The organism is Alteromonas sp. CH_MED4-4, from assembly GCF_037029575.1.
GTDB lineage: Bacteria > Pseudomonadota > Gammaproteobacteria > Enterobacterales > Alteromonadaceae > Alteromonas > Alteromonas macleodii.
Genome location: NZ_JAYMEU010000005.1, coordinates 1 through 14,059 on the forward strand (window position 1 = coordinate 1; position 14,059 = coordinate 14,059).

Genomic DNA, 14,059 nt, shown 5'->3' on the forward strand with positions numbered 1-14,059 from the left:
GTTTTATTATCGAGTTCGAGGAACGCCTCGAAAAGCATATTAACTAATGGCAGTTACACAGAATCTGTTACAGGCTCTTTGTTTGTATTGACTTGCTCCTCCCATAAAATCGTACCAACTTAACCCTTGTTGTGCATAATACTCCATTAAAGCAAGATGCAGAATATAACCAGGCTTAATATGCTTAGATGCAAACTCAAGGTTTACTCCAGAGCAGTAAAAAAAGACCGCGTCTTTTTGTACGAAGTTGAGTGTATACCCTAGCAAAGCATCTCCTGCTGTAACTTTTGCTATTTCACAAAGCTTGCCATTACTTATCAAAAAGTTCTTAAGCGTGCCTTTGAAGACCTTATTTTCAAATCCGCTCCCAAAGGTAGAGTCTCCCCACCGCTTTATGTGAAGTATTTCTAATTGCTCTAGAAATGAGAGTTTTTGTTCTAAACATTCAGCAATTGTCACTTTAATTGGACCAAAGCGAAGACGTACTTCTTTTATACTCCTTCTTAACTTGCTTCTACTATTAGCTGAAAGGCGAGAGATTAGCTGCTCTATATTAAGTTCTGGTGAAAGGGAACGACGAAAACCATATGAAATATGAGCGTCATTGCGTAAGTCGCTCAAGTATTTTTTGGGAAAAAGAAATTCACATGTCATTGAAACATTAAGAATATCGAAATTTTGGCTTTTTAGTTCTTTTAATAGTAAATCAAAGAAACGGTTTTGATTTTCAGGTAAGCCAAATGACGTGTTGTACTCTATCCACACTTGGTCGTTATCAGAACAACCAGTTTGGTTAATATGGGCTAACTTAAAAGTCAGCCCATATTTCTTTTTAAAGCTCTCACCGATTAACGCAAAGTGACTCACTGTACTTTGTTCGTAGAGCAAAAACATATGAACCGGAAATGTCTTTTGGCAAAACCATGCTTTGAGAAACCCCTCACTCAAAAACGGCGAAAAGTTATCACAGTTTACTTCATGTAAGACAGTGGAGAGTTGCTCCCAAGTTACATTTGTTAGCCATTGTGTTTCTTCCATGTACTAATTTTTTACGTCTTTTGAAATACGCTCGTACAAAGATAAATCTTCTTTATTTAACCCCGACTTCTCTACCTTAGCTAATGCCTTTTGAGCTTGGGTCTTCTCGTTTAGATGCATATATGCGTTTGCTAATAAGAGGGTGTTAGCGTCAGAACTCGCATTATTTGAGAAGTTTGTTATTTCATTGAAACGATTCAAAGAGGTTAAAATTCGAAATAGCGTATCTAGATACTCTTGGTTTGAATCGTTTGACTTGACTACACTCTTAGCAACTTCGAAAGCTCTGTCGTCTTTCCCTTCAAGGTGTAACACCCACGCATAGTTATTTAATAAATCAGAGTTGCCACTTGATTGACTTACTATGTCTTCAAAAATAGCTATCGACTTATCGTTATCTTTTCCTATCAAAGACTCGGCTAAAAGCGCTTTTATCGATATATCGTTAGGATGTAGTTTGAGGTGCTCTATAAGAATACTGTTGTCGACGGTACCTCGTTTTAGATTAAGTACATGAAGTAATTTTAGCGTGTGGGAGTTACTAGTCTCTCTGTAAGCTTTTGCAAGTAACGATTCAGCTTCGTCTAAATTATTTTGCTTAATAGCGTACGAACCTCTAAGGTAATCTAATAACCCTGATGGCAGGTTAGGTTTTTTCTCAATCTGTCCAATCTTATATTTCGCTTTAGATAAGTTCCCAGCGTAGATGTAGAGTGAAGCAAGCTTTGCATCCAGCGCAAGGCTTTCTTTTCGACGCTCAAGAGAGTGAGGGACCTGCTCCAGCACTGAGATAGCTTCTTCAATTTGGCCTGCTTTCTCAAGATAAGTTGCAAGTGCAATGTTCGGGCGAGTGCTATCCGGGAACTGTATATTCCATGCCTTGACCACTTCCCTTGCTTGATTTAAGTCATTCGAGCGACCCGCTAGATAAAATTGTAATTCCCAATACTGATTGATTAGTTTTGCCTTATCGGCATCTACAGAATTCATAACCCTTTGAGCAAGTTCATTTGCTCCTTGAGTAGCGAAAATGCCCGCTTTCATTAATTTGAAAAGAACATTGTCATCAAATTCAGAAATGGCGTTATCAATATAGCTATGCAATTTTGATTCGTATTTCTTATTTTTTGAAAGTGTTTGGAAGGCTAGGTATAGCTTCAACACAATGACATCGTTGAGGTTATTCTCTAATATCTTATCTAAAGATTTCAGAGCTCCTTCGTAGTCTTTATTCTTCGCTGCAGACTGAGCCATAAACATATGAGCAGCCCTGTTTGTGGGCAAAAGTTCCAAAGTGCCTTCATAAACTGATCTAGCGCTATCTCGGTCTCCTTTAGCAATAAAGATGGCAGCCTTGTAGTTCATGACCTTTACTTTATCATTTGTTCTCTCTAACCACTTGTCTACATAATTTAGAGCTTCACCAAATTGAGCTTTATTCATCATCATTGCGACTTGAATGAGATTATAAGTGTTATCCGAAGTGTCGCCCGGTTTACTCAGTGTTTCAGAGCTTCCTTCACGTGCTAACTCGATAAGCCCGCTAAGAACCCTTGCTCTAGGAGATTCGCTCTGTGCCAGCTTTGATTGTAGAGTCACCCATTCTCTAGCATGACTCTCAGTTCCCACAAGTTGTCCAATGGTTGATACATCCAGTTCTGAAAGTGTTTCTTGAGTTGCTAAGGTTTCTAGAGCATCGTCAGTGATACCTAATTTAACTTTGGTAGCAACAAGCATCGTATTTGCTAGTTCATTGCCCGGGTCCATATTTGTTGCTTTTTCAAAGCTACTTAATGCTGATTCGTAATTCTGAGAGTTAAACTCTAAAAGCCCTTTTGTTAACGAAACAGAAGGTAAGTTTATCCCGTAGGTATCAGCTAAGGATATGGCGTTATATGCCTCAACATTTTTATTTTCGCTTAATAAAATTAAACTATTAAGGTAATTAGCCATTGGGTTTTTAGAAAATCTCGCAAGAACAGGGGTTACAAGTTCTTTCGCTTTTTTAAAGTCATTATTAACTAGCAAAGCTTGAGCTAATGGCAAATTGATGTTCAATACGTTAGGGTTATTTTTCTTATACGCATTATAAACTGTTATCATTCCGTCAATATTATTCGACCGCCTTAATAGATCGCCCATCACAAGCAGTTCAATATCGGATGTGGAATTGTCAATTAGTGGTGAAACATCTAAGCTTGTAAGAGTGTTGCTATTAAATGCTTCAAAGACGCTAAATACGGCTGTGTCGCCTTCTATTCTTTCTAAATCTATAGAGTTTGATAGTGCGACGCTAGACCACGCTTCTGCCAACATACAATCGCGACAAGTACTGTTTTTATCTATAAGTCTTTGGTAACTGCTATCAAAACTAAGGATAGCTATTTGTGCGTTTAAACTCTCAGCTTTGCTCTGTTCGGATGGGGTTAGCGCTTCAATATCTACTTTTTCGAGTTGCTGTTTGGCGCCAATTGTGTTGCCATTTAGTAAGTAAACTTCTGTAAGCAATAGCCTGAGGCCAGGTGTTGGCTCCTCACTCATCGCTTGTTTAATTAATACTTCAGCCTCTCTTGATTGCCCTTTCTCAAGTGCAACTTTGGTTTCTTGAATGTAATCTTGGTGAGCCTTTGGTGTGCATCCAATACAAGTTAATAGAGCGAGCGCAGCAAATTGAATATTTTTTTTTAGCATTTTAAAACTTCTAACGTCCGTGAGTTTACCTTGATAAAGGTATCGTGCTTTTTAATAAGTGACAAGAAGTATTAAGATAGTATAAAAAAAAGCCGGATTAAAATCCGGCTTTTCTTATAAAGACAATGATTACTTTTGCTTTCTACGGCGAGCTGTTAAGCCCAAGCCCAGCAAGCCGAATGCAGCCATCGCTAACGTAGTAGGCGCTGGAACAAGCGTTGATTGAACAGTTGATGATTGAGAAATTGTTAACTGATAAGTACCAGCACTAACATTTGCCCAGCCTGACGTGAAATCTACGTTGTTACCTGAACGAACGATTAGGTCGCCTAGTCCAGGTTGGTCAATTGCGATATCGTTAAATGTCACGCTTGATGGACCACCTGTAAGAGATACTGTGTTTCCAGTGTTAAAGCTCACTAACTCAATTCCAAATGTCGCTTTAGCTGTAGATGTAGCTGTTCTTAAACTATCATTAGCGATATCCGGCGAGATAAATGCATCAACCAGATAATCCATCAGTGCACTGAATCGCACATTAATATCTGTCAACATATTGAGTGTAAACGTGGTAAGAATATCATTCGCGATATTACTATTGGCACCCGCGCTTTCATTGTTACCAGCAGCAATACCCGCATCCGCATATGTAAATCCGGTAGCACCAGAACCAATCGCACTGCCTGAAACTTGAGCGTCAGCCACTGAGTAGTAAAACGCGTCACTCGCAACCAAATTGCCACCATCAACAGATTGGCCATTATTGGTAAGACCTAAAACTCCGCAAGATGAACCTAGGCAAAGTAAGTCTGCATCAGAATCTGCTGTGGCAGAAGCTTGTGAATCTAAGTCTGAGTCTGAAGCACCATTGTTGTCAGTGAAAGTGCTTGTTGATCGTGAACCACCCGGAAGGATAGAAATAAAGTCAAGAGGATTAACTGGATCAGGTACCAAGTCGCCATCAGTATCGATTTGAACAACAAGATCATTTAATTCTAAATAAGCTGTTGCAGATACCCCAGCAGTCGCATTTGAAGCTGTAACAAGAGCTCCCGCAATCGCTGCATATTTGATAGTTGTTGCAAATTTCATTTTCCACGCTCCGTTGTTTTGAACAGTAGGTCTGTTATACGTTGTTAACATAAGCATGCAACGTGCCATTTTTTAAGTATTTGATTATTATGGTTTTATTTCATTCGCGTTTGCGTGTTGTAAAATTTTTAGACACTAATTGATATTTTGAAGGAGAGATGACATTACAAGGATCAAAATAAGATTTAAGTTCAGGGAGCTCAAAAGGTAGCGGTAGATGCTGTCGATTGAGAAAGTGATTGGAAAGCGTAGACATTCTATACTGAAGGAAGCCCATGGAAGCACACTTAAGCATTATTTCTTGATAGCAAGCTAAAGCTTGTTCTTCTTCCTTCTCTTTTTGTCTATCCCATGAAAGAGATAATACACACTCCATTGTTCTTTCATTTATAAGGGTTACTGAGATTGGACTTTCTAAACTATACTTCTTACATGTTTCACTCATGATAGAAGTAATTAATTTAAAATCTTTGCTCGATATTTCAGAGCAGGGCGCGCCCCATAGCAAACCTACTTTGTCTTGACTTGGATTGGGCACGTTATCTGTTAACTTCTGAAGGTTTCTCCAATAAATGGTTCGAAGAAATTCATTGCTAGGAGTCCCTTGTTTTATTTTACATAATTCTATTAGGCTCTTTCTCAGAGCAAGTTTAGCGCCTATTTTTCTGGCTATACCACTATTACTGGAAACTAGTTTTTTAACTAAAGCTCTATTATATTTAGGAGTAATAGACAGCGTTTTCTTAATAAAGCTGAGCTTTTCTTTGTCAATGAATAAAGGTTTTACACCTAGTTTTTTCATCGCGGTCTTAAGATCTTTAATATGCGCTTTGACTTGGTTTTTAGTTCCGTACATCCCTCCTGAAAGCGTCCAATCATCTAAACCGAATTTGCGGATCAATTTGTTTAACTCTTCGTAATCATACGATTTAATTAGATTTGGAAATTCTACAGCAAGTAATTGGAGTGTCTTCATGTTGTTTCCAATATGTGCAGCACTGTGTATGGTGTTTTGTTTTCTCAGGATTGCACAAGTATCAATCATTTGATCAATATCTTCTTCTTTGAATGGTATGAAGTAAGCAACGAAACAATCAGGTTTTTTCAAAAGCTTAATTGTAAGGCTTGTTACAATTGAAACATTATTTTGAATCACGAGACCTGTCAGGTCAGGGCCGATGCTATAGGTTCTGGTTGCTATTTTCCCGTCAATTTCAAATGACGTACCATCGGTTGATGTCACAAAATGTGTAGGTGCTTCTTCTTTATTGTTGGGAGTGATAATTTCTGCATGCAGAATATTCTTAGCGTGCTCAGCGAGTGGAGTATGACCAAAACCCCGTTCAAGATAGTTTCCGGTGACGCTTGCAAATTTTGGCGCTCCAGTAGTGTCATGTATATGGATATCACCGTTTTTTATTAAAAATTCACTAATGGCTTCTTGTGATACTCCTGGTTCTACTGTTATGTGTCCACTTGATTTCTTGTAGTAACTTATTCTTTTAAATTCACTTAAATCCAAGGCAATACAATTTGAAGCGTAGGGCTCTTTACCTCCATAACCTAAGTTGGCGCCTCTACTGTAGGGGTGAACAGCAAATCCATTGCATTTTGCAAGTTCTATTATCTTAATTATTTCCATATATCGCGAAGAGCCATCGGATTCGGAAGGGTATGGTTTAACGACCAATATAGCTGAATTTTTTTCTGGATACGTGATGTACGCATCGTTAGTGTCGACAAATAATATCTGTGATGACCGAAAGCCAGAAGTTAGTAGAAGGTTTTTCAGTTGCTCAAACCCAAAGTCTAATGTTCTCATAAATAGTTCCTAACGCGCCTGAAAACTGGAATGCAATGTATTTGGTAAAGAGCACCAGGCTCGGCAAAAGTAATTAGAGTGTTTAGACGCTTCTCTAGTCTCGAGGATACTTCTCAACTTGATGCTGTATGTTTTTCAACATTATTTTAAAGCTAGGCCTTAAATTAGCGTAGAGCAGTGATGGATTGATATAATAGGGTGCACGCCTACCATGATAGTCAATAACGGGACCAACCTGCTCAAACTGAATGCCCACAAACCTCATACTTCGGGCAAGACGTGGTTCCATCATAACATACGTATGTTTTATATTATTGTGCATAACTAAAGCAGCAGCAGAGAAGTAAAGCCCGATGGCGATAAAGGGGAAACACCTTAATTCATTTTCAGAGTACGTATGTTCATTAATTACACCTGTCGCAGCACCAGAAAACCGGTCCATCTGACGCTTCCGAAACTCAAGTGGAACTGCGAGTCGAGATATCTCGCAAATGTCTTTCCGTGCAAAGTTACGTGGGTTCAGAGTTTCATGAGTAATTGAATTAATGCAGTATTTCTCAATAGGGAGAAGTTGGTTTTCTATCTGGGGTCTAACCAAACGTACTGTCCCAGCATAGTGACCTGAGACTTTATGTCTTATTAAACAAGGGCTCGAGAATTTATCGAATTCGTCAGTTTCAAGACAATTGTTTTTGAGTGGTTCAAACTCGAGCTCTTCACAATAAACTTTATGTCTAATATTAAAGCTCTCAGTACGTGTATTTTCGGACTGCGCAACTACTGGCTCTAAGAACTCGGAAAAGTGTTTTGAGATGAACTTGGCTTCTTGGAGTTTTTCCAACCCCCCAAGAGCCTTTCCCAATTTACTGTCCCGGCCGACAATTGACTTCACGCGTCCTATTATTGTTTTATTAGCCACTAAACTTTGGTCCACACAAAAAACGTCCTTCAAAACAGTCTAGCAAATCTTTTCGATAATTTGCCTAATCCTTTTATACTATTTTTCCAAAACATGGTACTTCACTATTGCCAAGTATTCGTATATCGCTCTTCTAGTGCGCTCTAATGCTAGAATTGAAGGAAGTGAAAGAAAAGGATTTAATTCCCCAGAGCTTTGAAAATCAACTTGAAAAATCTCTGAGTTTATATCAGCGTTTTTTAGTATCTGAGCTAATCGATATTGGTGAGTGGCGCTTGTTACGGTTACTAGGGTCATGTGGCCAAATCTAGTTTTTAATGCTTCAACCTCTGATAGTGAGTCGGTACCTTCAGGTATTGAAATCACTTTATCAGGAGTTACCCCTAATGTTTCAAGAAATTGCTTTGCTTTTTCTGAATATTTAACATCTTTATCAGCAAGAAAGCTTCCCCCCGTAACTATAATTGGGATTTTCAATTCATCAGAAAAAATCTTAGCTTGAATCAACCGTTGGATTGAACACTCGTGCCAACGCGAAACTTCTGGTAGATCGTATTGCGTTTGATAATAGCATGCAGGAACAAATATAGCGTCACTTCTAGTTAAATCGGATGAATGATAGCGTTTGCTGTTGTACTCTAACGGATAAAGTAAAACGTTTGCCACCCATGGTTGAGAGCAAACCATCAACATGAGTACACCCATTAACAAAATTTTCTTCCCAGTGTTCAAATAATTTGCCCGTTTGAAAGCATATGACATAAGTATTAGCAATACGCTGATAGTTAGGGGGGATATTAAAAGCAGAATTATTTGTTTTAAAAAATCCATTGTTATCTTACGGTGTACTTTGGTTAAAGTTATTAAGCTAACGCTCAACTGGGAAAAAATACATGAAAACTTTAATTATTTGGATTTTAGTGCTGTTGGAATTACTGACTCAGAGTGTAGCAGCAGATAATGATGTAACCCCTTTTACTTCTATTGTGAAATCAGTCTCCAAAGGAACTGTTGCCGTAGCTGTCGATGCGCCAATTAAGCACAGTGCACCAAGGGTATTAGGGACGGGGTTTATTGTAGCAAACGGTTTTTTCGCAATCACAAATTATCACGTGGTATCTGAAGATTTAGACCCCACAATAGTTGAAAGTTACGTAGTCCTAAGTGGTGAAGGTACAGTAGTAAAAAAAATTAAAGCAGAAGTCTTAAAGATTGATCCTAAGCATGATTTAGCATTGTTAAAGTTGGACTCCCCCTTACCTGCATTGAAACTTGGAGATGATGAATTGTTAGAACCTGGGTCAGAAATCGCGTTAACGGGCTTCCCAATTGGCGCTATTTTGGGTTTATATCCTGCTACACACAGAGGGTATATTTCTGCAATAACGCCAGACGCAATCCCAGCGTTAAATAGCAACCAATTAACTAATACCATGATGGCACGCTTAAAGAACGTAAGCCTAATTTATCAACTGGATGCAATTGCTTATCCAGGCAACAGTGGCAGTCCCTTGTACGACCCTCGAACAGGAGAGGTAATTGGTGTAATAAACAAAGTTCTAGTAAAAGATACAAAAGAAAGTGCACTTGCTTCACCAACTGGTATTTCATATGCAGTACCTATTCGGTTTGTAACCACCCTGTTGAAAGGAGCTACAAATTAACTCTAGAACAGTAATTAGATATTTTATGGTGCATTATTTGCTAACTGTTTTTTATTTTCTTAATTCAAACTATAAAAACTTTGCCGACCAAGAGCTGAGCTTTATGTAGCATAGTTAACTGACAAGGCTAGTTTTATAGAAGTAGGTTGTATAAGAATTCTGTCGCTCGTTTGAACTAGAATAAAGCACGAGCGTATCAGTGATACTTTAATTTAAAATACGAAATCCAAGGGATTAATAAATGAAAATCTTAGTCACCGGAGCAGCTGGTTTCATTGGTGCAGCTGTATCGCAATACCTTATCAATCGTGGTGACCAAGTTGTCGGGATTGACAACATTAACGATTATTACGATGTGAATTTAAAGCACGCTCGTCTGGACGAGATTAAATCATCTACTGCTGCTGATTTATTTTCATTTATCGAGATGGGGGTAGAAGAGCGCGACAAAATGGCTGCGCTTTTTGAAGAGCACAAATTTGATAGAGTGGTGCATTTGGCTGCTCAAGCTGGTGTGCGTTATTCACTTGAAAATCCTAACGCTTACGTCGACTCAAATATTGTTGGCTTTGTGAATATTCTAGAAGGGTGTCGCCATAATAACGTCGAGCATTTGGTCTACGCGTCATCTAGCTCAGTCTACGGTGCGAATGAAACTATGCCGTTTTCAGAACAGCATAACGTAGATCATCAAGTTAGCTTGTATGCGGCTTCTAAAAAAGCTAACGAGCTAATGGCTCATACTTATAGTCACCTGTATAACTTGCCTACAACGGGGCTGCGCTTTTTCACTGTTTACGGGCCTTGGGGCCGTCCAGACATGGCGCTTTTCAAGTTCACTAAGGCTATTTTGGAAGGTAAAACAATACAGGTTTACAACTATGGTAACCACCGTCGTGACTTCACTTATATCGATGATATCGTTGAAGGCGTAATTCGCTCATTGGATAATGTGGCTAAACCTAACGAGAATTGGGACGGCAGCAATCCAGATCCAAGTACGAGTAAGGCGCCCTATAAGGTATACAATATTGGTGCGCAGACACCAGTTCACCTTTTGAAGTTTATTGAAACCCTCGAAAGTGCATTGGGTATTGAGGCGAAGAAAGAACTTCTTCCTATGCAGCCGGGCGATGTGCCTGACACCTATGCTGATGTGTCGTCGCTCGTTGAAGATACTGGGTACCAGCCATCTACCGATGTTGAAACAGGCGTAAAAGCGTTTGTCGATTGGTATCGTGACTTTTATAAAGTGTAAGCGCTAGCGACTTATAATTACTTTCTGAAACCGTTAAAGTGCACTGCTTCTCATAAATCCCGCACACTTTTTGGGCAAGAACTCTTTCGTGGTTGCATAACCGAGCTCAAAAAGTGTGTTCTTAATTTCAGGTGTAAGCGAAAAATCTACCGCGGAAATCTCCCCGGTATTCACCACCACGGTATTGTGCCAATACTTCGCATTGACGTACTCCCTGGATATTGCCGTCATAAACGTGCGAATAAGCATGCTGACGTATTGCGGCAGTTGAAGTAAGTTCTTTTTAATGGCCTTGCGTTTTTGTTCGGTGCTTTGCAGTCTGAAGCATACTGATGGCGTGCCATCGCCTCGCCAATCTTCAAACAGCGCATCTTCAGACAATATAGCGCCGTCTACTAGCAAGTGCTCTTTAAAGGGTTTGAACGAGAAGATGAGCGGTATCGACATAGAGTACCGCACTGCTTCTGACACCTTCATATCTGGAGAGGTTTGTTTGTTGAACAAAACTGGTCCGCCGCCGTTTACGTCGGTAGCGAGAATATGCAGGTTGAGTGGGAGGTCGGCAAACACTGCGCCTTCCAACTGTTCGTCAATCCATCGTTGAAATACGTCGCCAGAAGAAAGTCCGCCTTCCCGGAGTAATCTTACGAGTGAAAATTCAGTGAATTGCTTGAAATCAGTAACCAGTGCGAGCTCTCGCATTTGCTCCACTGTGTAACCTTTGGCGTAAAGCGAAGCGATAATCGAGCCACCTGATACACCCACTAAAGTGTCGAAGCCTACGTTCATGTCCTGCAGCGCTTTAATGATGCCGATATGGGCGCTCAATCTTGTTCCTCCACCTGAAAAGATGGGCACAATTTGCGTGACGTTCGCCTGTAATAAATTATTCGGTATTGCTGCCGAGGCTATCTGCATGTGCATACTCCAAACTAAGGAGGCTTTGCGCTAAGTGTTTAGTTCCAACGGAATAACAAACGCTGCGCCCCACACTATAAAAGCGTAGTTTACTCATGCATTATCAGCAAAGTATCAACGGGGAGATAAGCGATATCTTTAGTCTAAAGTGTTGCCATATCGCTACACAATTCGCTTTGAGTGTGTTTGCGAATTGATTTCACGTGTCGCGACAATAAATGCAAACGCATTAGTGATACACCAGCAATAAATAAAAAGGCTCACTTCTGTTTACTAACAGAGTGAGCCTTATTCAAATGCTTCTAATGAGGCTTGAAACTAGCTAGCTAATTCTTTGGTGTTTTACCGTATGGAATATAGCTATTAGATTCCAATTCTTAGCCCTCATATTTTGTACTAGCTCGCCGCAAGTTTTGCCTTCATTTCGCGGCGACGGGCGTGCAGTAAAGGTTCTGTGTAACCGCTAGGCTGCTCTTTACCTTTGAAGATTAGATCGCTTGCGGCTAAGAAGCCAATTGAGCTGTCTAAATCAGGTGCCATAGGGATATACTCAGGATCCCCCGCATTTTGCTCATCTACTAAGACAGCCATACGAGCCAAAGACTCTTTTACCTGATCTACACTTACAATGCCGTGCTCTAGCCAGTTAGCGATATGCTGAGATGAAATACGCAACGTCGCGCGGTCTTCCATCAAGCCTACATTGTTGATGTCAGGAACTTTCGAGCAGCCTACGCCTTGGTGAACCCAGCGTACAACGTAGCCTAAAATGCCCTGAACGTTATTGTCGATTTCACGCTTAATACTCTCACGCGTCAAAGTAGAGGCATCTTCTAACAATGGAATGGTAAGTATGTCAGCAAGGCCACTAAAGTTTTCATCTAGCGACTTTTGAACGTCAAACACATTTACATCGTGGTAATGAAGCGCGTGCAGTGTTGCTGCAGTAGGTGAGGGAACCCAAGCAGTATTAGCGCCAGCCTTAGGGTGGCCTATTTTGGCGGTCATCATATTTTGCATTTCATCAGGTATTGGCCACATGCCCTTACCAATTTGCGCTTTGCCAGAAAGGCCGCAGCGAAGGCCTACTGCAACGTTTGCAGTTTCATAAGCCTTAATCCACGCCATAGACTTGAGCGCGGCTTTTTCTGCAAAAGGGCCGGCAAGCATTGAGGTATGAATTTCATCACCGGTTCTGTCTAAGAAGCCCGTGTTAATGAACACAACGCGTGAAGTAGCCTCGGCAATACAAGCTTGTAGATTAATACTCGTACGGCGCTCTTCATCCATTATGCCCATTTTAAGGGTGTTAGCTGGAACATCGATAATCGCTTCGATAGCACCAAACAATGCGTTAGAGAATGCCACTTCTTCTGGCCCGTGCATTTTAGGTTTAACAATATAAATACTGCCTTCGCGGCTGTTTTTAAATTTGCTGTTTCCTAAAAGATCATGCTTTGCGATAAGTGAAGTGACTAAACCGTCCATGATCCCCTCTGGCACTTCTTCGCCGTCAAAGAGCATAGCATTGTTAGTCATAAGGTGGCCCACGTTTCTAACAAACATAAGGCTTCGACCAGAAAGTACTAGTTCGCCGTCTTTTAGCTTGTCTTGTGAAGCGTGTTTAGACGGCTGGTAGCTTCTATCGTCATGCATAGCGCGAACAAGCTGCTTGCCGCCCTTTGTCATTTCAATGCTTAGCGAGCCTTTCATTAAGCCTAACCAGTTGCTATACACCAAGGTTTTGTCTTCAGCGTCAACAGCAGCAACGGAATCTTCGCAGTCCATAATGGTGGTTAATGCAGCTTCAACCAGTACGTCTTTTACGTTTGCGGCATCGCTCTCGCCAATAGGATGAGTCGGGTCTAGTTGAATTTCAAAATGCAGACCGTTGTGTGCAAATAGCAGGCTTGACGGTGCGCTAATGTCACCTTGGTATCCTTGCCATTGCTCTGTGTTTGCTAAGGTGGTTTCATCGCCGTCGACAAGAGTGATCGCCAATTTACCCGATTCAATCTTATACTCAGTAACGTCAGCGTGGTTGCCTTTCGCAAGCGGTATCATGCTATCTAGATAGTCTTTCGCTTTCGCAACTACTTTGGCGCCGCGTACGGGGTTGTAGCTTTTTCCCGCTTCTGCTCCACCTTCGTTGCTGATGACATCAGTGCCGTATAGTGCGTCGTAAAGGCTTCCCCAACGGGCATTTACCGCGTTAAGTGCATAGCGAGCGTTATTGATTGGCACGACTAGCTGAGGGCCTGCCATTGTTGCTATTTCGGCGTCTACATTTTGTGTTTGTGCACTTACTTGTGACGGCTGCTCAACAAGGTAACCAATGCTTTTTAGGAAGTCGGTATATTCGTTTCCGTTTACTGGGTTACCAGCTTTATGATAATCGTCGATAGCGCGCTGAAGCTGTTCTCGCTTTTCTAATAGTGCGCGATTTTGAGGAATGAATTTTTCGAAGAGGGTTTCTGCACCTTGCCAAAAGGTGTCTTTATCTACGCCTGTGCCAGGAAGTGCCTGTTCATTAATAAAGTTATCGAGTTGTTCGGCAACCTGTAGTCGGCCTCTAGTAATATATCCTTGCATAACTACCTCTATACATTTGTCTGTTCACCCAGTGTAGTGTGTATAGAGATAGTTTTTTAATTTAT

At 40.7% G+C, this 14,059-nt stretch carries 10 protein-coding genes; 2 read left to right on the forward strand and 8 right to left on the reverse strand.

Translation table 11 applies throughout. The features are described from left to right. Positions 1-39: 39 nt before the first annotated feature. From WA381_RS04950 to WA381_RS04975, 6 genes are all read right to left on the reverse strand, one after another. Positions 40-1,038: a GNAT family N-acetyltransferase gene (locus WA381_RS04950; protein WP_156086686.1), complete on the reverse strand. Its 999-nt coding sequence runs from the start codon at positions 1,036-1,038 to the stop codon at positions 40-42. Between the two features lie 3 nt (positions 1,039-1,041). Further along, entirely contained in the window at positions 1,042-3,729 is a 2,688-nt protein-coding gene (locus WA381_RS04955) for a tetratricopeptide repeat protein (RefSeq protein WP_156086685.1), read from the reverse strand. A gap of 129 nt (positions 3,730-3,858) precedes the next feature. After that, positions 3,859-4,821 carry a PEP-CTERM sorting domain-containing protein gene (locus WA381_RS04960; protein WP_139125433.1) on the reverse strand — a complete coding sequence of 321 codons (963 nt, stop codon included), beginning with the start codon at positions 4,819-4,821 and terminating at the stop codon, positions 3,859-3,861. A gap of 100 nt (positions 4,822-4,921) precedes the next feature. Next, on the reverse strand, positions 4,922-6,643 hold the full coding sequence (locus tag WA381_RS04965) for an FAD-binding protein (protein WP_156086684.1): 1,722 nt from the start codon (positions 6,641-6,643) through the stop codon (positions 4,922-4,924). Positions 6,644-6,737: 94 nt separating this feature from the next. Next, entirely contained in the window at positions 6,738-7,577 is an 840-nt protein-coding gene (locus WA381_RS04970; RefSeq protein WP_156086683.1) for a PEP-CTERM/exosortase system-associated acyltransferase, read from the reverse strand. Positions 7,578-7,640: 63 nt separating this feature from the next. Next, a complete protein-coding gene (locus WA381_RS04975) occupies positions 7,641-8,393 on the reverse strand; it encodes a YdcF family protein (protein WP_231506521.1) in 753 nt (250 codons plus the stop codon). A gap of 62 nt (positions 8,394-8,455) precedes the next feature. Here WA381_RS04975 and WA381_RS04980 point away from each other — a divergent pair, with 62 nt between their 5' ends. Together WA381_RS04980 and WA381_RS04985 are read left to right on the forward strand one after the other, a co-directional pair. Beyond that, the gene (locus tag WA381_RS04980; RefSeq protein WP_156086682.1) at positions 8,456-9,226 is read left to right on the forward strand and encodes a S1 family peptidase; all 771 of its coding nucleotides are present in this window, start codon (positions 8,456-8,458) and stop codon (positions 9,224-9,226) included. A 241-nt stretch (positions 9,227-9,467) separates the two neighbouring features. Continuing rightward, positions 9,468-10,484, forward strand: coding sequence for an NAD-dependent epimerase (locus WA381_RS04985; protein ID WP_156086681.1), 1,017 nt, complete (start codon positions 9,468-9,470; stop codon positions 10,482-10,484). Between the two features lie 33 nt (positions 10,485-10,517). Here WA381_RS04985 and WA381_RS04990 read toward each other — a convergent pair whose 3' ends face one another. Both WA381_RS04990 and WA381_RS04995 read right to left on the reverse strand, forming a co-directional pair. Next, complete coding sequence (locus WA381_RS04990; RefSeq protein ID WP_014977059.1) at positions 10,518-11,402, reverse strand: patatin-like phospholipase family protein; 885 nt, start codon at positions 11,400-11,402, stop codon at positions 10,518-10,520. 396 nt (positions 11,403-11,798) lie between these two features. Then, a complete protein-coding gene (locus WA381_RS04995; RefSeq protein WP_156086680.1) occupies positions 11,799-13,994 on the reverse strand; it encodes a malate synthase G in 2,196 nt (731 codons plus the stop codon). Between the last annotated feature and the right edge of the window lie 65 nt (positions 13,995-14,059).

Excerpts from the sequence above, each read along its gene's own strand:
- WA381_RS04950 (WP_156086686.1), bottom strand. The coding sequence starts at position 1,038 with ATGGAAGAAACACAATGGCTAACAAATGTAACTTGGGAGCAACTCTCC.
- WA381_RS04955 (WP_156086685.1), bottom strand. The coding sequence starts at position 3,729 with ATGCTAAAAAAAAATATTCAATTTGCTGCGCTCGCTCTATTAACTTGT.
- WA381_RS04960 (WP_139125433.1), bottom strand. The coding sequence starts at position 4,821 with ATGAAATTTGCAACAACTATCAAATATGCAGCGATTGCGGGAGCTCTT.
- WA381_RS04965 (WP_156086684.1), bottom strand. The coding sequence starts at position 6,643 with ATGAGAACATTAGACTTTGGGTTTGAGCAACTGAAAAACCTTCTACTA.
- WA381_RS04975 (WP_231506521.1), bottom strand. The coding sequence starts at position 8,393 with ATGGATTTTTTAAAACAAATAATTCTGCTTTTAATATCCCCCCTAACT.
- WA381_RS04980 (WP_156086682.1), top strand. The coding sequence starts at position 8,456 with ATGAAAACTTTAATTATTTGGATTTTAGTGCTGTTGGAATTACTGACT.
- WA381_RS04985 (WP_156086681.1), top strand. The coding sequence starts at position 9,468 with ATGAAAATCTTAGTCACCGGAGCAGCTGGTTTCATTGGTGCAGCTGTA.
- WA381_RS04990 (WP_014977059.1), bottom strand. The coding sequence starts at position 11,402 with ATGCAGATAGCCTCGGCAGCAATACCGAATAATTTATTACAGGCGAAC.
- WA381_RS04995 (WP_156086680.1), bottom strand. The coding sequence starts at position 13,994 with ATGCAAGGATATATTACTAGAGGCCGACTACAGGTTGCCGAACAACTC.